This is a genomic window from Streptomyces sp. NPDC049687 (genome assembly GCF_044465285.1).
GTDB lineage: Bacteria > Actinomycetota > Actinomycetes > Streptomycetales > Streptomycetaceae > Streptomyces.
In genome coordinates, this window is record NZ_JBITLN010000004.1 from 381,880 (window position 1) to 400,444 (window position 18,565).

14 protein-coding genes and 1 pseudogene are annotated in these 18,565 nt (G+C 71.2%); 11 read left to right on the top strand and 4 right to left on the bottom strand.

What is annotated here, in order from left to right:
• Positions 1-57 precede the first annotated feature (57 nt).
• Positions 58-801 (top strand): amino acid ABC transporter ATP-binding protein, encoded by a 744-nt coding sequence (locus ACIBVL_RS15900; RefSeq protein WP_399097722.1) that lies wholly within the window; start codon positions 58-60, stop codon positions 799-801.
• Positions 802-918: 117 nt separating this feature from the next.
• On the opposite strand, the pseudogene ACIBVL_RS15905 reads toward ACIBVL_RS15900, so the two are convergent.
• Both ACIBVL_RS15905 and ACIBVL_RS15910 read right to left on the bottom strand, forming a co-directional pair.
• A pseudogene (locus ACIBVL_RS15905) lies at positions 919-1,082 on the bottom strand (acyl esterase); the annotation flags it as partial.
• Between the two features lie 3 nt (positions 1,083-1,085).
• A complete protein-coding gene (locus tag ACIBVL_RS15910; RefSeq protein WP_399097723.1) occupies positions 1,086-1,832 on the bottom strand; it encodes a hypothetical protein in 747 nt (248 codons plus the stop codon).
• Positions 1,833-1,975: 143 nt separating this feature from the next.
• On the opposite strand from ACIBVL_RS15910, the gene ggt reads away from it, so the two are divergent.
• Positions 1,976-3,787 carry a gamma-glutamyltransferase gene (gene ggt, locus ACIBVL_RS15915; RefSeq protein ID WP_399097724.1) on the top strand — a complete coding sequence of 604 codons (1,812 nt, stop codon included), beginning with the start codon at positions 1,976-1,978 and terminating at the stop codon, positions 3,785-3,787.
• A 21-nt stretch (positions 3,788-3,808) separates the two neighbouring features.
• On the opposite strand, the gene ACIBVL_RS15920 is transcribed toward ggt, so the two are convergent.
• A complete protein-coding gene (locus tag ACIBVL_RS15920; protein WP_399097725.1) occupies positions 3,809-6,352 on the bottom strand; it encodes an ATP-dependent Clp protease ATP-binding subunit in 2,544 nt (847 codons plus the stop codon).
• A gap of 172 nt (positions 6,353-6,524) precedes the next feature.
• Positions 6,525-7,295 (bottom strand): type I methionyl aminopeptidase, encoded by a 771-nt coding sequence (map, locus tag ACIBVL_RS15925; RefSeq protein ID WP_399097726.1) that lies wholly within the window; start codon positions 7,293-7,295, stop codon positions 6,525-6,527.
• A gap of 32 nt (positions 7,296-7,327) precedes the next feature.
• Between map and ACIBVL_RS15930 the strand changes: the two genes are divergently transcribed.
• The 9 genes from ACIBVL_RS15930 to ACIBVL_RS15970 all read left to right on the top strand — a co-directional run bounded on the left by ACIBVL_RS15930 (position 7,328) and on the right by ACIBVL_RS15970 (position 18,503).
• Complete coding sequence (locus tag ACIBVL_RS15930; protein ID WP_399097727.1) at positions 7,328-7,579, top strand: helix-turn-helix domain-containing protein; 252 nt, start codon at positions 7,328-7,330, stop codon at positions 7,577-7,579.
• Positions 7,580-7,723: 144 nt separating this feature from the next.
• Positions 7,724-9,331 carry a hypothetical protein gene (locus ACIBVL_RS15935; protein ID WP_399097728.1) on the top strand — a complete coding sequence of 536 codons (1,608 nt, stop codon included), beginning with the start codon at positions 7,724-7,726 and terminating at the stop codon, positions 9,329-9,331.
• Between the two features lie 182 nt (positions 9,332-9,513).
• Positions 9,514-10,356, top strand: a complete 843-nt coding sequence (locus ACIBVL_RS15940; protein WP_399097729.1) for a nitrilase-related carbon-nitrogen hydrolase — start codon at positions 9,514-9,516, stop codon at positions 10,354-10,356.
• The gene (locus ACIBVL_RS15945; RefSeq protein ID WP_399097730.1) at positions 10,353-11,636 is read left to right on the top strand and encodes an aspartate aminotransferase family protein; all 1,284 of its coding nucleotides are present in this window, start codon (positions 10,353-10,355) and stop codon (positions 11,634-11,636) included. The genes ACIBVL_RS15940 and ACIBVL_RS15945 overlap by 4 nt, the downstream gene beginning before the upstream one ends.
• A gap of 46 nt (positions 11,637-11,682) precedes the next feature.
• Positions 11,683-13,266 carry a PucR family transcriptional regulator gene (locus ACIBVL_RS15950; RefSeq protein ID WP_399097731.1) on the top strand — a complete coding sequence of 528 codons (1,584 nt, stop codon included), beginning with the start codon at positions 11,683-11,685 and terminating at the stop codon, positions 13,264-13,266.
• A 180-nt stretch (positions 13,267-13,446) separates the two neighbouring features.
• Entirely contained in the window at positions 13,447-14,289 is an 843-nt protein-coding gene (locus ACIBVL_RS15955) for a nitrilase-related carbon-nitrogen hydrolase (RefSeq protein ID WP_399097732.1), read from the top strand.
• 124 nt (positions 14,290-14,413) lie between these two features.
• Positions 14,414-15,817 carry a dihydropyrimidinase gene (gene hydA / locus ACIBVL_RS15960; RefSeq protein ID WP_399097733.1) on the top strand — a complete coding sequence of 468 codons (1,404 nt, stop codon included), beginning with the start codon at positions 14,414-14,416 and terminating at the stop codon, positions 15,815-15,817.
• 11 nt (positions 15,818-15,828) lie between these two features.
• Positions 15,829-16,848, top strand: coding sequence for a TIGR03842 family LLM class F420-dependent oxidoreductase (locus ACIBVL_RS15965; protein ID WP_399097734.1), 1,020 nt, complete (start codon positions 15,829-15,831; stop codon positions 16,846-16,848).
• A gap of 125 nt (positions 16,849-16,973) precedes the next feature.
• Entirely contained in the window at positions 16,974-18,503 is a 1,530-nt protein-coding gene (locus tag ACIBVL_RS15970) for an NCS1 family nucleobase:cation symporter-1 (RefSeq protein WP_399097735.1), read from the top strand.
• Positions 18,504-18,565: the final 62 nt, after the last annotated feature.

Consider the following 18,565-nt stretch of genomic DNA (forward strand, 5'->3'; position numbering starts at 1 on the left):
GCCGGGCTGGATAGTTTGCGGCAACCACGACACAGCTGAGAGTGAGTAGGGCTGCGGATGGCCGTCGATCCATTGATCGAGCTGCGGGACGTCAACAAGTACTTCGGCGAACTGCATGTTCTGCGGGACGTCAACCTCGCCGTCGGCAGGGGGGAGGTGGTCGTGGTCATCGGCCCCTCGGGGTCGGGGAAGTCGACGCTGTGCAGGGCCATCAACCGGCTGGAGACCATCCAGTCCGGGGAGATCCTCCTCAACGGCAGGACCCTCCCGGACGAGGGCAAGGCGCTCGCCCGGCTGCGTGCCGACGTCGGCATGGTCTTCCAGTCGTTCAACCTGTTCGCGCACAAGACCGTGCTCGAGAACGTCACGCTGGGCCAGCTCAAGGTCCGCAAGGCCGGCAAGAAGGAGGCCGAGGACAGGGCGCGCGCCCTCCTCGACCGGGTCGGCGTGGCCGACCAGGCCGACAAGTACCCCGCCCAGCTCTCCGGCGGCCAGCAGCAGCGCGTGGCGATCGCCCGCGCCCTCGCCATGGAACCCCAGGCGATGCTCTTCGACGAGCCCACCTCCGCCCTCGACCCCGAGATGATCAACGAGGTCCTGGAGGTCATGCGGCAACTCGCCCGGGACGGCATGACCATGATCGTCGTCACCCACGAGATGGGCTTCGCACGCTCCGCCGCCAACCGCGTGGTGTTCATGGACGACGGCCGCATCGTCGAGGACCGCACCCCCGAGGAGTTCTTCACCAGCCCGAGCAGCGACCGGGCCAAGGACTTCCTGTCCAAGATTCTCAAGCACTGAAGGGGGCGACTAGGATGGGCGGTTCATCGGCCTCGCGGCCGTAGGGGGTGGCAGTCACAGAGCTCTGCCCGCCCGGCGACGGCCGGAGATCACTGCTCGCACAGCGGGACCTGACGCCTACGACGGGTCGTCCGCCGGTGAGGAGAAGGTCAGCCGAGCGCCGGACGGGTCGTGCTCGATGCGGAGCGGATCGACCGTGTCGGCCGCTCGCCGAGGCCGAGCGGCCCCACGTCGTCGAGGCGGGCGACGAGGGTGCCGCTCTCCTTGGCCGGGGCGGCGGTACGTCAGGTGGACGTGGCGACGGTCGTGGCCGGCCGCGGCGTCTGGGCCGCTCGCGTGACGTCCTCGACCAGTTCGACCACATCGGGGCCGTACACCTGGGAGTTGATCACCTTCAGGAGCAGCACGAAGGAGCCCGTGCCGTGTTTGCGGGCCAGCCGTTCGTGGTTGCGGGCGAGGTAGCGGGCGGCGGCCTGGTTGGTGATCGCGCGCTGGCCGCAGAAGAGGAACACCGGCCGTGCGTCCCGCCGCCGCCCTGCGGTGAGCCGGGCCAGCAGGACGTACTCGGTGACGCCCGAGTCCATGCGGTAGTGCTCGCCGCCGATCTGGAACGCCAGTCGGTCGGGGCCGGGTTCGGCGTCGGTGTTCACCCGCACCCCGGGCAGCATGGCCTGCATATGGGCCGCCATACGCCGATTGGATCCCGGGCCTCCGACACAGAACTCCGTGCGCTCCCCGAAGCCCTGCCGGGCCGCGTCCTGGGTGACCACCTCGGCGTTCGCCCCGCACTCCTTGATGAGCGCGGCGAGTTCCAGCAGCGCGAACACGTCGTAGCGGTGCACCGCGAGGTCCGGGCTGCCCGCGTCGCGGTTGACGACGAGCAGGGACTCCGAGTTCTGCGGCAGCCCGAAGAACGCCTGCTTGCGCCGGAGTTTCCGGCGCCACAGGTAGGTCCGGGTGACCCAGCCGAGCGCGGCGCTGACGCCTGCCGCGACGACCCCCAGGACGATGTTGCGCACGTCGTCGTTCATGGGCGGGCATGCTAGCGGTCCAGCACGACCCCGACGTACCCGTGTTCGAGGTGTGGCAGTCGTATGACAGTGCCCGGAAGGAGGCTGTCAGGGCCCCTCGAATGTGGTTACGCTGCGCGGACGGTCCTGGACTGGAGGTATGGATGCGTCGCCCTGTCGCGCGGAAACTGTCGGTCCTGGCGGTCTCGGCCGCCGTGGTCACGGTGGGGGCGGCCGCGCCACCCGCCGCGGAGAGAACGGTGGTTGGGAAGGTCCCCGTGGCCGTCGGCTACGGCGGTGCCGTCGCCAGCGTCGACGCGGACGCCTCCGCCGCCGGTATCGAGGTGCTGAGGAAGGGCGGCAACGCCGTGGACGCGGCCGTCGCCACCGCCGCCGCCCTCGGCGTCACCGAGCCCTACTCCTCCGGCATCGGCGGGGGCGGCTACTTCGTGTACTACGACGCCAAGTCCCGTACGGTGCACACGATCGACGGCCGTGAGACGGCCCCGCTGACCGCCGACTCCGGACTCTTCCTGGAGAACGGCTCCCCGCTCGCCTTCGCCGACGCCGTCAGCAGCGGTCTGAGCGTCGGCACCCCCGGCACACCGGCCACCTGGGCGACCGCGCTCGGCAAGTGGGGCAGCAGGAAGCTCGGCACGGTCCTGAAGCCCGCCGAGCGCATCGCCCGTGACGGCTTCACGGTCGACGACACCTTCCGCTCCCAGACCGCCGCCAACGAGACCCGCTTCCGCTACTTCCCGGACACGGCGAAACTCTTCCTGCCCGGTGGCCGACTCCCGGTCGTGGGCTCGACGTTCAAGAACCCCGACCTCGCCAGGACGTACCGGGAGCTGGCCCGCGAGGGCGTCTCGGCGATCTACAAGGGCGACCTCGGCGAGGACATCGTCGACACCGTCAACAACCCGCCCGTGGACCCGGCCTCCGGCTGGAAGGCCCGCCCCGGCAAGCTGTCCGCCAACGATCTCGCCGCCTACCGTGCCAAGCTCCAGGCGCCCACGAGGACGACGTACCGGGGCCTCGGCGTCTACTCCATCGCGCCCTCCTCCTCCGGCGGCACGACCGTCGGCGAGGCCCTCAACATCCTCGAGAAGACCGACCTGTCCAAGGCGAGCGAGGTGCAGTACCTGCACCACTTCATCGAGGCCGGCCGGATCGCGTTCGCCGACCGCGGGCGCTGGGTCGGCGACCCCGCCTTCGAGGACGTACCGACGAAGCAGCTGCTGTCGCAGAAGTACGCCGACTCGCGCGCCTGCCTCATCAAGGACGACGCGGTGCTCACCAGCCCCGTGGCGCCCGGCGACCCGCGGAACCCGGCCGCCTGCGGCAGCGGCGGTACGGCGGCGCCGACCACGTACGAGGGCGAGAACACCACCCATCTGACGGTGGCCGACAAGTGGGGGAACGTCGTCGCCTACACGCTCACCATCGAGCAGACCGGCGGCAGCGGCATCACCGTCCCCGGCCGGGGCTTCATCCTCAACAACGAGCTGACGGACTTCTCCTTCGCCCCGGCGAACCCGGCCGTGCACGACCCGAACCTGCCGGGCCCGGGCAAGCGGCCGCGGTCCTCGATCTCGCCGACGATCGTCCTCGACCAGCACGACAAGCCCGTGGTGGCGCTCGGTTCACCCGGTGGCGCGACCATCATCACCACCGTTCTGCAGACCCTCACCGAGTTCCTCGACCGGGGCCTGCCGCTCGTCGACGCGATCGCCGCACCGCGCGCCAGCCAGCGCAACGCCGCCCAGACGGAACTGGAGCCCGCCCTCTACAACGACACCGGCAGCGACAGCCTGAGGTCCCGGCTGGAGGCCATCGGGCACTCGTTCAAGCTGAACGCCGAGATCGGCGCGGCGACGGGCGTGCAGCGGCTGCCGGGCGGGAAGTGGCTGGCCGCCGCCGAGACCGTACGGCGCGGCGGCGGCTCGGCCCAAGTGGTCTACCCGGCCCGGTAGTCCCCTTCGACGAAGGGGCCCTCACAGCTCGGCGGTGGGGACGGACGGCCGCGTACGGAACGCGAGCCGTCCGTCCTCCACCTCCACCCGCACCCGGTCGCCGTCCTTGACCCGCCCGTCGAGCAGCAGCCTGGACAGCTGGTTGTCGACCTCGCGCTGGATGGTGCGGCGCAACGGACGGGCGCCGTACTCGGGTTGGTAGCCGCGCTCGGCCAGCCAGTCCACGGCCTGGTCGGCGAACTCCACGCCGATGCCCTGCGCGTGCAGCAGCCGCCGTGTCTTCTCCAGCAACAGGTCGGTGATCCGGCGCAGTTGGTCGCCGGTGAGCTGGTGGAAGACGACGATCTCGTCGATGCGATTGAGGAACTCCGGCCGGAAGTGGTCCCGCAGCGGACGCAGGATCGCCTCCCGCCGCGCCTCCTCGTCCGCATCCGGGCCGCCCGCCCCGAAGCCGATGCCGGCCCCGCGCCGGGTGATCGCCTCCGACCCGAGGTTGCTGGTCATCACGATCACCGTGTTGGTGAAGTCGACCGTACGGCCCTGAGCGTCGGTGAGCCGGCCGTCGTCGAGGACCTGGAGCAGGATGTTGAAGACGTCCGGGTGCGCCTTCTCCACCTCGTCGAGCAGGAGGAGGGAGTACGGGTGACGCCGGACGACCTCCGTCAGCTGTCCGGCCTCCTCGTGGCCGACGTATCCGGGCGGGGCGCCCACCAGGCGGCTGACGGTGTGCCGCTCCTGGTACTCGCTCATGTCCAGCCGGACCATGCGCTCCTCGCTGCCGAACAGGGTCTCGGCGAGCGCGCGGGCGAGTTCGGTCTTGCCGACACCGGTGGGGCCGAGGAAGAGGAAGCTGCCGATCGGCCGGTCCGGGCTCGACAGTCCGGCGCGCGACCGCAGCACCGCGTCCGAGACGACCCGTACGGCCTCCTCCTGGCCGACGACCCGCTCGTGCAGATGCTCCTCCAGACCCAGCAGCCGGTCCCTCTCCTCCTGGGTGAGGCTCGCGACCGGGATGCCCGTCTGGCGGGAGACCACCTCGGCGACGGCCTCCGCGGTGACCTCCAGATCCAGGCCCTCGTCCGCGGTCTCCTCGCCGGCCAGGTCCGCGATGCGCTGCTTCAACTCGACGATCCGGTCCCGCAGCCGCGTGGCCTGCTCGTACTGTTCGTCGGCGGCCGCCTGGTCCTTGTCCCGGGCCAGCTGCTCGACCTCGCGCTCCATCGCCCGTACGTCCGTGCCCTTCGTCCGGGCGCCGAGCCGTACCCGGGCCCCGGCCTGGTCGATCAGGTCGATCGCCTTGTCGGGCAGCCGGCGGTCGGTGAGATAGCGGTCCGACAGCTCCACGGCCGCGACGAGCGCCTCGTCGGTGTAACGGACCTGGTGGTGGGCCTCGTAGCGGTCCCGCAGCCCGCGCAGGATCTCGATCGCGTCCGCGACGGACGGCTCGGGCACCAGGATCGGCTGGAAGCGGCGGGCCAGCGCCGCGTCCTTCTCGATCCGCCGGTACTCCTCCAGCGTCGTCGCGCCCACGATGTGCAGTTCGCCGCGCGCCAGGGCCGGCTTGAGGATGTTGCCCGCGTCCATCGAGCCGCCCTCGCCGCCGCCGCCCGCGCCGACGACCGTGTGCAGCTCGTCGATGAACACGATCAGCCGGTCGGAGTGGGCACGGATCTCGTCGATGATGGTGTTGAGGCGTTCCTCGAAGTCGCCCCGGTAGCGGGTGCCCGCGACCACTCCGGGCAGGTCCAGGGCGACCACCCGGCGGTCGTCGAGCACATCCGGCACGTCACCGTCCGCGATGCGCTGCGCCAGCCCCTCCACGATGGCGGTCTTGCCGACGCCCGCGTCACCGATCAGCACCGGGTTGTTCTTGCCGCGCCGGGAGAGCACCTCGATGGTCTGCTCGATCTCGTCGTCCCGCCCGATCACCGGGTCGATACGGCCCTGGCGGGCCAGGTCGGTGAGATCACGGCCGTACTTGTCCAGGGTGGGCGTGCCGGTGGGCCGCTGGCGTTCCGGACGGCCCTGGGCGGTCTCCGGGGCCTCGGACGGCAGGCCCGTCGACGCGAACCGGGCCGCGTTGAGGATGTGCCCGGCAGCGGAGTCCGGATTCGAGGCGAGGGCGCTGAGCACGTGCTCCGGGCCGATGTAACCGGCGCCGCGCGACCTCGCCAGGTCGTGGGCGTCCAGCAGGGCGCGCTTGGCGGCCGGGGTCAGCGACAGCGAGGTCGGCGGCGGCGCTTCGCCCGGCGGGTGCTGGACCGGGCCCGACCGTTTGTCGATCTCCGTCGCCAGCGAGTCGGGGTCCGCGCCGGCGCGGCTGAGCAGACTGCGGGTCGGCTCCGACGCGAGGGCCGCGCGCAGCAGGTGCTCGGTGTCCAGGTCGCGGCTGCCGTGTTCGGCGGCGTACTGCGCCGCGCCGCGCACCAGCTCCCTGGCGGGCTGGCTCAGGAGCTGGCCGATGTTGATCTGGCGGGGGCCTGGGCGGGGCCCGCCGAAGAAGCGGGCCAGGAATTCACCGAAGGGGTCGCCGTAGCCCTCCGGGCCGGTGTAGCCGCTGGTCATGGCGTTCCGTTCGATCGACTACCGTTCGGACGCGGGTGCCCTGTCCCTGCGGGGCTTACACAACCATGGCATGGGTGGCCGTTCGCGGCATGTCCTGGGTGCTCCGTGTCGTACCGCGTGTGCGGGTGGTGCGGGGTCGCCCGGGCGGTTCCACGCGCCCCCGGGACCTGCCCTACCGGCGTTCGGTCAGTACCCTCGGCCCGGCCTCCGTGATCGCCACCGTGTGTTCCGTGTGTGCCGCCCTCGAGCCGTCGTTCGTCTTCAGCGTCCAGCCGTCCGGAGCCGCGTGGTAGCCGTCCTCGCCGCTCGCGATCAGCATCGGCTCGATCGCGAGGACCATGCCGCGGCGCAGGCGCAGGCCGCGGCCGGGGCGGCCCTCGTTGGGGACCGGGGGGTCCTCGTGCATGTGGCGGCCCACGCCGTGGCCGCCGAAGCCGTCCGGGACGCCGTAGCCGGCCGCGCGGCACACCGAGCCGATCGCGTGGGCGATGTCGCCGATGCGGTTGCCGACGACCGCCGCCTCGATGCCGGCCGCCAGGGCCCGCTCGGCGGTCTCGATCAGACGGACGTCCGCCGGGCGGGCCGTGCCGACGGTGAAGCTGATCGCGGAGTCGCCGACCCAGCCGTCCAGGCGCGCGCCGAAGTCGATCGACACCAGGTCGCCGTCGCGCAGCCGGTAGCCGGTCGGGATGCCGTGCACGATCGCGTCGTTCACCGAAGCACAGATCACCGCCGGGAAGGGGGTGGGCGCGAAGGACGGGCGGTAGCCGAGGAACGGAGAGTCCGCACCGGCCGCGCGCAGCACGTCGTGCGCCACCCCGTCCAGCTCCAGCAGGGAAACCCCCACGTCGGCGGCTTTCCGTACGGCCGTCAGGGCCTGGGCCACGACCTGGCCCGCCGCGTACATGGCGTCGATCGATGTGTCCGTCTTCAGTTCCACCATGCCAATTACTATACCGGTATTACAATGGTGGCATGGTGCGCACCCCGTTGACCCCGGAAGAGCGTGAGCGCGGCGAGCGGCTCGGGCGACTGCTCCGCGAGGCCCGTGGCGGCCGGAGCATGACGGAGGTCGCGGCGAGCGCGGGCATCTCCGCCGAGACACTGCGCAAGATCGAGACCGGCCGCGCTCCGACACCGGCGTTCTTCACGGTCGCCGCGCTCGCCGGCGCGCTGGGACTGTCCCTGGACGAACTGGCGGGGTGGTGTGCGACGGCGGCTGTGTGAGGGTCTCGAGGGGCGTGGGTGCTTTCTGGTCAAGATCGAGCAAGGTTCCCGGTACGTCTCCTTTGAAAACCCGTCGTAGCCCAGCTGTAACACGACTGGTGTTTTCTACGGACCGGAGTGTTCCGGTCGGGCGGGAGTTGGGCGATGGCTTTGGATCAACTCCCGGTCCGGGTACGGGAGTTCGCGAACTACCTGAACGGACTGCTGGCGCGCCTCGACCAGGGCGCCGGATGGTGCGCGGTGTTCTGGCAGCGCGATCCCGATGGTATGCAGGCCTGTCTCGACGGGCGTGAGGTTCCGCCGTGGGACGTGGTGGAGGCCCTGCTCCAGGACCTCGCCGCGGAGTACGGCACCCCGGCCGCCGCCCAGGAGGCCGACCGTGTGCGGCCCCTGCACGCCGCCGCGCTCGCCGCCTACGACGCCCGCCCCGGCGGCCGCGAAGCCCTCGGTGACCGCCTCGACGTCATGCTCCGCGAACAGCGCTACGCCGCCGAACGCCAGGCCGAACTGGGCCGACGGCTGGCCGCCGCGGCCGGCCGGGAGGACGCCGACGCCATCCGCCTCGACCTCGCCTGGGCCCACGACGACCACGAGCGCGCCGTCGCCCGCTGCGCCGAACTCCGTTACCGCATGGCCGAGCTGGACCGCCGGGCGGGGGAGGGCCGGCCCTGGGCCGCCCAGTCGACACGCCGCCCCGGCCCCGACCCCCAGGCGCCCCCCGCCGCCGGATACGGCGCCCCGACGACGTACGACTCCCCGACCGCCGACAGCCCCGCGCACCCTGCGTACGGCATGGAGCCCCGGGTGGGCTCCGGCGGGCCGGACCACGACGGCACGGCGGCGGCCGATTCCATGGTTTTCGCCTACGACCAGGAGACTTCTGCCGACGCCCGGGGCGGCTCCGCGCCGCGCTCCGCCCCGCCCGTCGACCACCCCGAACCTCCCGCACCCGCCGCCACCGACCCCGCTCTCGCGCCGGACGCCCCGGACACCCCCGCCGCCGAGAAGGCCTCCCTCCCCAGGCAGCGCAAGCGGCGTCGGGGCAGTGCGCGGTTCGCCGGGATGGCCGAGGAGGAAAGCGCACCCGTCGTCGTCCCCCCGGCCGTCGAGCCGCTGCCGCCCGAGCCCGCCCCCGCCGCCCGCCGTACGCTCAGGGGCGCGCGTTTCGCCGGGGCGGCGGGCGGCGAGCGGCGGGCGCAGCCGCAGCGTGAGGCGTTGGACGACGTGGCCAGGCGGGAGACCGTCCAGGCGGTGGAACGGCTGGTGGGTCTGCGGGGAGAGGGCCGCAGCGGTGAGGCGCACGCGCTGCTCGTCGAGCTGGCGTACTGGCCCGCCGCCCGGATCCCGCTGCTCGCGGCGGAACTCCGGGGCGCCGGGCTGAGCGCCGACTGGACGACCCTGCTCTGGGAGGCCGCGTCGCTGCCCGCCGACCGGCTCGTCGCCGCGTCGGACGCCCTGGTCGCGGTGGGGCGTACGGCCGACGGCGAGCAGATCCTGCGGCAGGGGGTCGCCCGCCCGGCCGAGGAGATCGGGCAGGCCGTCCTCGGGCTGGTCGGCGAGGGGCGCCGCCGAGAGGCCCGCGCCCTGCTCGACGCCTACGTCGGCGTCCGCACCCCCGAGGAGGCCGCCCGCAGCGCCGCCTCCGACCCGCAGACCCTCGTCCCCCTCCTGCTGGAGTCCGCCGGGGGCGTCTCCGAGCAGTGCCGCTGGGACCTGGTGCACGCCCTGCGGGTGGCCGGCTTCAGCGCCTGACCCCGGGGCGCGTGGCGTACGCCGTACGCCGCACGCCTCGCCCACTCGGGTGTGAAACGCGATCGACTCCGCGGGTTAACGACGATGGTCTTGGCAAGCCCCTCCGGGAGGCTTACGTTCGTCCCTCTACGACCTTCGTCTACGGGTGTAGAGGCTCTGACGTCCCGTCGAAGGAGCAGCTCATGACCGACGTCGTACGTGCCGCACTGGTCCAGGCCACCTGGACCGGCGACACCGAGTCCATGGTGGCGAAACACGAGGAGCACGCCCGCGAGGCGGCCCGGCAGGGCGCGAAGGTCATCGGGTTCCAGGAGGTCTTCAACGCCCCCTACTTCTGCCAGGTCCAGGAGCCGGAGCACTACCGCTGGGCCGAGCCGGTGCCGGACGGGCCGACCACACGTCGTATGCAGGAGCTCGCGCGCGAGACGGGCATGGTGATCGTCGTCCCGGTGTTCGAGGTCGAGCAGAGCGGTTTCTACTACAACACCGCCGCCGTGATCGACGCCGACGGCTCCTATCTCGGCAAGTACCGCAAGCACCACATCCCGCAGGTCAAGGGCTTCTGGGAGAAGTACTACTTCCGGCCCGGCAACATCGGCTGGCCCGTCTTCGACACCGCCGTCGGCAAGGTCGGCGTCTACATCTGCTACGACCGGCACTTCCCGGAAGGGTGGCGGCAGCTCGGGATCAACGGCGCCCAGCTCGTCTACAACCCCTCCGCCACCCACCGCGGGCTGTCCGCGCACCTCTGGCGGCTCGAACAGCCCGCGGCGGCCGTCGCCAACGAGTACTTCATCGCGGCGATCAACCGTGTGGGAGTGGAGGAGTACGGGGACAACGACTTCTACGGGACGTCGTACTTCGTCGACCCGCGAGGGCAGTTCGTGGGCGAGGTCGCGAGCGACAGGACCGAGCAACTCGTCGTCCGCGACCTCGACTTCGACCTGATCGAAGAGGTGCGGCAGCAGTGGGCCTTCTACCGTGACCGCCGCCCCGACGCCTACGAAGGGCTGGTGCAGCCGTGAGCGACCTGTACGCGCGTCACCGAGGCGTCCTGCCGGACTGGCTGGCGCTCTACTACGAGGAGCCGCTGGAGATCACCCACGGGGAGGGACGGTACGTCTGGGGCGCCGACGGCACCAGGTACCTCGACTTCTTCGGCGGCATCCTGACGACGATGACCGCGCACGCCCTGCCCGAGGTGACCAAGGCGGTCACCGAGCAGGCCGGGCGGATCATCCACTCCTCGACCCTGTACCTCAACCGGCCGATGGTCGATCTCGCCGAGCGGATCGCCCAGCTGAGCGGCATCCCGGACGCCCGCGTCTTCTTCACGACCTCCGGCACCGAGGCCAACGACACCGCCCTGCTGCTCGCCACCGCCTACCGGCGCAGCAACACCGTCCTGGCGATGCGCAACAGCTACCACGGCCGCTCCTTCGGCGCGGTCGGCATCACCGGCAACCGCGGCTGGTCCCCGACCTCGCTGTCCCCGCTGCAGACGCTGTACGTGCACGGCGGGGTGCGCGGGCGCGGCCCGTTCGCCGGGCTGAGCGACGACGAGTTCATCGCCGCCTGCGTCGACGACCTGAAGGACCTCCTCGGGCACACCCGTCCGCCCGCCGCGCTCATCGCCGAGCCCATCCAGGGTGTCGGCGGCTTCACCTCACCACCCGACGGCCTGTACGCGGCCTTCCGCGAGGTGCTGCACGAGCGGGGCATCCTGTGGATCGCCGACGAGGTGCAGACCGGCTGGGGCCGCACCGGCGACCACTTCTGGGGCTGGCAGGCACACGGCCGCAGCGGCCCGCCGGACATCGTCACCTTCGCCAAGGGCATCGGCAACGGCATGTCCATCGGCGGGGTCGTCGCCCGCTCCGAGATCATGAACTGCCTGGACGCCAACAGCATCTCCACCTTCGGCGGCACCCAGATCACCATGGCGGCCGGCCTCGCCAACCTCACCTACCTCCTGGAACACGACCTCCAGGGCAACGCCCGGCGCGTCGGCGGTCTGCTCATCGAGCGGCTGCGGGCCGCCGCCGTGCAGGATCCGGGCGTACGGGAGGTGCGCGGGCGCGGACTCATGATCGGCGTCGAGCTGACGAAGCCCGGCACCGACCGGGCCGACCCGGAACGGGCCGCCGCCGTGCTGGAGACGGCCCGCGCGGGCGGCCTGCTGATCGGCAAGGGCGGCGGGCACGACACCAGCGCCCTGCGCGTCGCCCCGCCGCTGTCCCTCACCGTGGCGGAGGCCGAGGAGGGCGCCGCGATCCTCGAAAGCGCGCTCAGGAGCACGCAGTAGCACCGGTCGGGCGCAGGCGCGCCGGTTGACGCAAGGGAACACCGCCATGACCACCACCCTGGAGCCCTGGGGCCCCGTCGAGCCCCTGGAACCCGCCCTGTCGGTCAGGCAGGTCCTGGCCCTGGAACGGGTCCTCGCCGGGGACCCGGAGGTGGTGGCCGGCGCGGACCGGCTCGACCGGCCGGTGCGCTGGGTGCACGTCGCCGAGGCCCCCGACGTGGGCGTGATGCTCAGCGGCGGCGAGATGGTCCTCACCACCGGTGTGCTGCTCGCCGGCGACGAGGGCGCGCAGGCCGACTACATCCAGTCCCTGCACCGGGCCGAGGCCGCCGCCGTCGTCCTCGGCCTGGGGCGCGCCTTCCCCGCCCCGCCGGACGCGATGCGGCGCACGGCGGAGCGGTGCGGGCTGCCCCTGGTCGTGCTGCACCGGCCCTTCCCGTTCGCCGAACTGACCGAGGAGGTCCAGTCCCGGTTGGTGCGGCGGAAGTTCGCCGCCGTCAGCCTCTCGGAGGCCGTACGGACCGCTCTGACGGGGCTGATCACCGCCGGGGCCCCGCTGCAGCGACTGCTCGACCAGGTCGCCCACCACACCGGCTGTCCCGTCGTCGTCACCAACCTCGCCCACCGGGTGCTGGCCACGGCGGGGGAGCGGTCGGCGGTCGACGACGTGCTGCGGGACTGGGAGCGCATCGCCCGGCAGGCCGGCGGCAGCGAGGGCGACGGCTGGATCCGCGCCGAACTGGGCGGACGCGGCGAGCGCTGGGGGCAGATCATGCTCTGCGGATATCGCGGGGACACCGCCGGCGGTCGGCTGCTGGCCGACCGCGCCGCCGAGGCCCTCGTCCTGCACCGCATGCTGGGCGGCACCTCCGCCCACACCTGGGAGGAGCAGTCCGCGCAGAGCCTGCTGACGGACCTGGTCTCCGGTGTCGTACCGGCGAGGCAGCTGCTGCCGCGGGCCCGCGCGGCCGGACTGCCGGTCAACCGGCGCACCTTCGTACCGCTGGTCGTACGCGACGGGGAGCCCGCCCCCCTCGACCGGATGCTCCGGCTGCTGGGCCTGCCGGGGCTGGTGGCCGAACTCGCCGACGGGGCCACCGCCGTACTGCTGAGCCTCGCCCGCGACCAGGACGCGGAAGCCCTCGCCGCGCATTTCGCCGCCCGGCTGCGCACCGAGTCGGGGGAGACCCGCACGGTCGTCGCCGCCGCCGATCCCCGCACCGTCTGGGACGACGTCCCGGCCGGGCTGCGCGAGGCCCAGCACGTCGCCGACGCCGTCGCCGACTCCTCGGCCGCCCTCGACCTCCCGGCCGTCGTACGCCTCAGGGACGTCCATCTGCGCGGTCTGATACGGCTGCTGCGCGACGACCCGCACGTGCAGTCCTTCGCCGAACGGGAGCTGGACGGACTGCTGTGCGCGGACGGCGAGGACCTGCTCGCCGTCCTGCGCACCTATCTGGCCACCGGCCGCAACAAGTCGCGCACCGCCCAGCTCCACCACGTCTCCCGGCCGGCCCTGTACCGCCGGCTGGAGGCGATAGAGGCACGGCTCGGCGTCGACCTGGACGACTTCGAACAGGCCGCCTCGGTGCACATCGCGCTGCTCGCCCACGACGCGCAGCAAGGCTGACCCGCGCGCCGGGCAACAGCCCAGAAACATGCGACGACCTGCGAAAACGGCGGTGAAACATGGGACCGGGAAGACGTGACACGGTGACACGCCAGGCTCCCGCAGACGTGACACCGTGCAACTCAAATGGCTCGTCAGGCCTTTCTAGGCTCCTCGCACACCGAGCGACCGGAGGTCCCGATGAGCAGAGTGATCCGCGCCGCCGTCTTCCAGACGGCCTGGACCGGCGACAAGGAATCGATGATCCAGGTACACGAGCAGGCGGTCCGCGACGCGGCCGCGCAGGGTGCTCAGGTCCTGTGCTTCCAGGAGCTCTTCTACGGACCGTACTTCTGCCAGGTCCAGGACCCGCAGTTCTACGAGTACGCCGAGCAGATCCCGGACGGCCCGATCGTCCAGCGTTTCCAGGCGCTCGCCCGCGAACACGGCATCGTCCTGGTGCTGCCGATGTACGAGGAGGAGCAGCCCGGCGTCCTCTACAACACGGCCGCCGTGCTCGACGCCGACGGCTCCTATCTCGGCAAGTACCGCAAGCACCACATCCCGCAGGTCAAGGGCTTCTGGGAGAAGTTCTACTTCCGCCCCGGCAACGTGGGCTGGCCCGTCTTCGACACGGCCGTCGGGAAGATCGGCGTCTACATCTGCTACGACCGCCACTTCCCGGAGGGCTGGCGCGCGCTGGGGCTGGAGGGCGCCGAGATCGTCTTCAACCCGTCGGCCACCTCGCGGGGCCTCTCCGCCTACCTGTGGCAGCTGGAGCAGCCGGCGGCGGCCGTCGCCAACGAGTACTTCGTCGGTGCGATCAACCGGGTCGGCACCGAGGAACTCGGCGACAACGACTTCTACGGGACCTCGTACTTCGTGGACCCGGAGGCCCAGTTCGTCGGGGAGGTCGCCAGCGACAAGGAGAGCGAACTCGTCGTCCGCGACCTGGACATGGCCAAGCTGCGCGAGGTCCGCGACCGCTGGCAGTTCTACCGCGACCGCCGCCCGGAGGCGTACGGCCCGCTGACGGCTCCCTGACCGATCCACGTCTCCCGCGCCCCCGTTCGGGGGGCGCGGGGCAGCGCCCATCAGCGGCTCCGCCGCTGGGCGCGGGCGACACCCACGACCCGCACCTTCCCGATTGCCGTTCTGGAGAAGGAACATGAGCAGCCGTAAAATCATCCGCGGCGGTCTCGTCATCACCGCGTCCGACGAGATCCACGCCGACGTCCTGATCGAGGACGGCCGTATCGCCGCCCTCGCCGCCTCCGGCACCCCGGCCGCCGAGGCCTGGACGGCCGAGCGGGTCATCGACGCCACCGGGAAGTACGTGATCCCGGGCGGGGTCGACGTGCACACCCACATGGAGCTGCCGTTCGGCGGCACCTTCGCCTCCGACACCTTCGAGACCGGCACCCGGGCGGCCGCCTGGGGCGGCACGACGACCATCGTCGACTTCGCCGTGCAGAGCGTCGGCCACACCCTGCGCGAGGGCCTGGACGCCTGGCACGCCAAGGCCGAGGGCAACTGCGCCATCGACTACGGCTTCCACATGATCGTCTCCGATGTGAACCAGGAGACGCTCAAGGAGATGGACCTGCTCGTGGAGGAGGGCGTGACCTCCTTCAAGCAGTTCATGGCCTACCCCGGTGTCTTCTACTCCGACGACGGCCAGATCCTGCGCGCCATGCAGCGCTCCGCCGAGAACGGCGGCCTGATCATGATGCACGCCGAGAACGGCATCGCGATCGACGTCCTGGTGGAGCAGGCGCTGGCGCGCGGCGAGACCGATCCCCGCTACCACGGGGAGGTGCGCAAGGCACTGCTGGAGGCCGAGGCCACCCACCGTGCCATCAAGCTCGCGCAGGTGGCCGGCGCGCCCCTGTACGTCGTGCACGTCTCGGCGATGGAGGCGGTGGCCGAGCTGGCCAAGGCGCGCGACGAGGGGCTGAACGTCTTCGGCGAGACCTGCCCGCAGTACCTGTTCCTGTCGACGGACAACCTGGCCGAGCCCGACTTCGAGGGATCCAAGTACGTGTGCTCGACGCCCCTTCGGCCGAAGGAGCACCAGGCCAAGCTGTGGCAGGGCCTGCGCACGAACGATCTGCAGGTGGTCTCCACCGACCACTGCCCCTTCTGCTTCGTGGGACAGAAGGAGCTCGGCCGGGGCGACTTCTCCAAGATCCCCAACGGTCTGCCGGGCGTGGAGAACCGTATGGACCTGCTCCACCAGGCCGTCGTCGACGGGCACATCAGCCGCCGCCGCTGGATCGAGATCGCCTGTGCCACGCCGGCCCGGATGTTCGGCATGTACCCGAAGAAGGGCACCATCGCCCCCGGAGCCGACGCCGACGTCGTCATCTACGACCCGCACGCCGAGCAGACCGTCTCCGCCGAGACGCACCACATGAACGTCGACTACTCGGCCTACGAGGGCAAGCGCATCACCGGCCGCGTCGAGACGGTCCTGTCGCGGGGCGAACCGGTCATCACCGAGCGGGAGTACACCGGACGCGCGGGTCACGGCGTCTACACCCCGCGCTCCACCTGTCAGTACCTCAACTAGGAAGGGCGCACATGGACTTCGGACTCGTCCTGCAGACCGACCCGCCGGCCTCGAAGGTCGTCAGCCTGATGAAGCGCGCCGAGCGCAACGGCTTCACCTACGGCTGGACCTTCGACTCGGCCGTGCTCTGGCAGGAACCGTTCGTGATCTACAGTCAGATCCTGGCGAACACCAGCAAGCTGACCGTGGGTCCGATGGTGACGAACCCCGGCACCCGTACCTGGGAGGTCACCGCCTCCACCTTCGCCACCCTCAACGACATGTTCGGCAACCGCACGGTGTGCGGCATCGGCCGCGGCGACTCCGCGATGCGCGTCGCGGGCCGCCCCCCGAACACCCTCGCCCGGATCAGCGGGGCCATGAAGGTCATCCGGGCGCTCGGCTCCGGCCAGGAGGCCGACCTCGGCGGTACGGTCGTCAGGTTCCCGTGGATCAAGGAGGACGCCCGCCTCCCGGTCTGGATGGCCGCGTACGGCCCGAAGGCGCTGAAGATGACCGGTGAGGAGGCCGACGGGTTCATCCTCCAGCTCTCCGACCTGTACCTCACCGAGTACATGGTGAAGGCCGTCAAGGACGCGGCCGTCGCCGCCGGACGTGACCCGTCCGAGGTGAAGATCTGTGTCGCCGCCCCCGCCTACGTCACCGAGGACGACTCGCCCGAGGCGCTCGCCCACGCCCGCGACCAGTGCCGCTGGTTCGGCGGCATGGTCGGCAACCACGTCGCCGACCTGGTGTCCAAGTACGGCGAGCACTCCTCCCAGGTCCCCGAGGAACTCACCGACTACATCAAGGCACGCGAGGGGTACGACTACTCCCACCACGGCCGCAGCGACAACCCCGACACCGCGTTCGTGCCCGACGAGATCGTCGACCGGTTCTGCGTCATCGGACCGGTCGAGAAGCACATCGAGAAGCTCAACGCCCTGCGCGAGCTCGGCGTCGACCAGTTCGCCGTCTACGACATGCACGACGCGCAGGAGATGGTCATCGACGCCTACGGCGCGCAGGTGATCCCGGCCGTCAACGGCTGACGGTACCGACCCACCGCTCGACTCCCCATCCCCCCACTCCTGTTCTCCCCTCCCCACCTCCCCGGGGAGGGGGCCGGAGCCCGCACGGCCTTTCCGGATCCGCCCCTCGTTTGATTGGCCTGCCCATGACCGACACCGCTCCCACGGCCATACCGCCGACCTCTCAAGTCACCCTCGCCGACGGCCGGGTGGAGATCGCCCCTGGTTCGCCGCAGCCCAGCGGCCCCTACGCCAACGAGGACCTGCTTCCGGTCCCGGTGGAGAAGCGCACCTGGAACACGTACAACTTCTCCGCGCTGTGGGTCGGCATGGCCCACAACACGGCGTCGTGGACGCTCGCTTCCGGTCTGATCGCCGTCGGCATGGACTGGAAGCAGGCGGTGCTCACCATCGCGCTGGCCAACGTGATCGTGCTGATCCCGATGCTGCTCACCGGGCACGCGGGACCCAAGTACGGCATTCCCTTCCCGGTCTTCGCCCGCGCCTCCTTCGGCATCCGCGGCGCCAACCTCCCCGCGGTCGTCCGGGCGTTGGTGGCCTGCGGCTGGTTCGGCATCCAGACCTGGATCGGCGGGGAGGCCATCTACTTCCTCGCCGGGAAACTGATCGGCAACGGCTGGAGCGACGCCGGGAAGGTCGGCGGCTACGCCTGGACCATGTGGCTGTCGTTCGCGATCTTCTGGGCGATCCAGGTCGCGATCATCTACCGGGGCATGGAGACCATCCGACGCTTCGAGAACTGGGCGGCGCCCTTCGTCATCGTCGGCGCGCTCGTGATGCTGATCTGGATGAGCGACAAGGCGGGCGGCTTCGGCCCGCTGCTCGACCAGCCCTCCAAGCTGGGCTGGGGCGGCGACTTCTGGAAACTGTTCTGGCCGTCCCTGATGGGCATGATCGGCTTCTGGTCCACGCTGTCGCTGAACATCCCGGACTTCACCCGCTACGGCAAGTCGCAGAAGGCGCAGACCTGGGGCCAGGCGCTCGGCCTGCCGACCACCATGACCCTCTTCGCGCTGCTGTCGGTGCTGGTCACCTCCGGTTCGCAGGCCGTGTACGGCGAGACGATCTGGGACCCGGTCCAGTTGGCCGCCAAGACCGACAACGTCTTCGGGCTGCTGTTCGCGCTGGTGACCGTGCTGGTGGCGACCCTGTCCGTGAACATCGCGGCCAACCTGGTCTCGCCGGCGTTCGACTTCTCCAACATCGCGCCCCGGAAGATCAGTTTCCGTACCGGCGCCCTCGCGACCTGCGTCCTCGGCGTGCTGATCTTCCCCTGGAAGCTGTACTCCGACCCGCAGGGGTACATCTTCACCTGGCTCGGCCTGGTCGGCGGTCTGCTGGGCACGGTCGCCGGCATCCTCATCGCCGACTACTGGATCCTGCGCCGCGGCAAGCTGGACCTGACCGACCTGTACCGGGCGGGCGGCCGCTACTGGTACGAGAACGGCTGGAACTGGCGGGCCGTCGCGGCCTTCGTGGCCGGCGGTGTCCTCGCGGTCGGCGGCGCCAGCTTCAAACCGCTGATCGACGGCAGGCCCATCCCGGCCCTGGAACCGCTCGCGAACTACGGCTGGGCGGTCGGCCTGGGCACCTCGACGGTGGTCTACCTGGCCCTGATGCTGCTGCGCGGACGGCAGGAGGAAGGCGGCGCCTGACGCGTGAGGGAAGGACGGCCGGGAGAGCTGACTGCTCTCCCGGCCGTTTCACGCTTCTCAGA

Excerpts from the sequence above, each read along its gene's own strand:
- ACIBVL_RS15900 (WP_399097722.1), top strand. The coding sequence starts at position 58 with ATGGCCGTCGATCCATTGATCGAGCTGCGGGACGTCAACAAGTACTTC.
- ACIBVL_RS15910 (WP_399097723.1), bottom strand. The coding sequence starts at position 1,832 with ATGAACGACGACGTGCGCAACATCGTCCTGGGGGTCGTCGCGGCAGGC.
- ggt (WP_399097724.1), top strand. The coding sequence starts at position 1,976 with ATGCGTCGCCCTGTCGCGCGGAAACTGTCGGTCCTGGCGGTCTCGGCC.
- ACIBVL_RS15920 (WP_399097725.1), bottom strand. The coding sequence starts at position 6,352 with ATGACCAGCGGCTACACCGGCCCGGAGGGCTACGGCGACCCCTTCGGT.
- map (WP_399097726.1), bottom strand. The coding sequence starts at position 7,295 with ATGGTGGAACTGAAGACGGACACATCGATCGACGCCATGTACGCGGCG.
- ACIBVL_RS15930 (WP_399097727.1), top strand. The coding sequence starts at position 7,328 with ATGGTGCGCACCCCGTTGACCCCGGAAGAGCGTGAGCGCGGCGAGCGG.
- ACIBVL_RS15935 (WP_399097728.1), top strand. The coding sequence starts at position 7,724 with ATGGCTTTGGATCAACTCCCGGTCCGGGTACGGGAGTTCGCGAACTAC.
- ACIBVL_RS15940 (WP_399097729.1), top strand. The coding sequence starts at position 9,514 with ATGACCGACGTCGTACGTGCCGCACTGGTCCAGGCCACCTGGACCGGC.
- ACIBVL_RS15950 (WP_399097731.1), top strand. The coding sequence starts at position 11,683 with ATGACCACCACCCTGGAGCCCTGGGGCCCCGTCGAGCCCCTGGAACCC.
- ACIBVL_RS15955 (WP_399097732.1), top strand. The coding sequence starts at position 13,447 with ATGAGCAGAGTGATCCGCGCCGCCGTCTTCCAGACGGCCTGGACCGGC.
- hydA (WP_399097733.1), top strand. The coding sequence starts at position 14,414 with ATGAGCAGCCGTAAAATCATCCGCGGCGGTCTCGTCATCACCGCGTCC.
- ACIBVL_RS15965 (WP_399097734.1), top strand. The coding sequence starts at position 15,829 with ATGGACTTCGGACTCGTCCTGCAGACCGACCCGCCGGCCTCGAAGGTC.
- ACIBVL_RS15970 (WP_399097735.1), top strand. The coding sequence starts at position 16,974 with ATGACCGACACCGCTCCCACGGCCATACCGCCGACCTCTCAAGTCACC.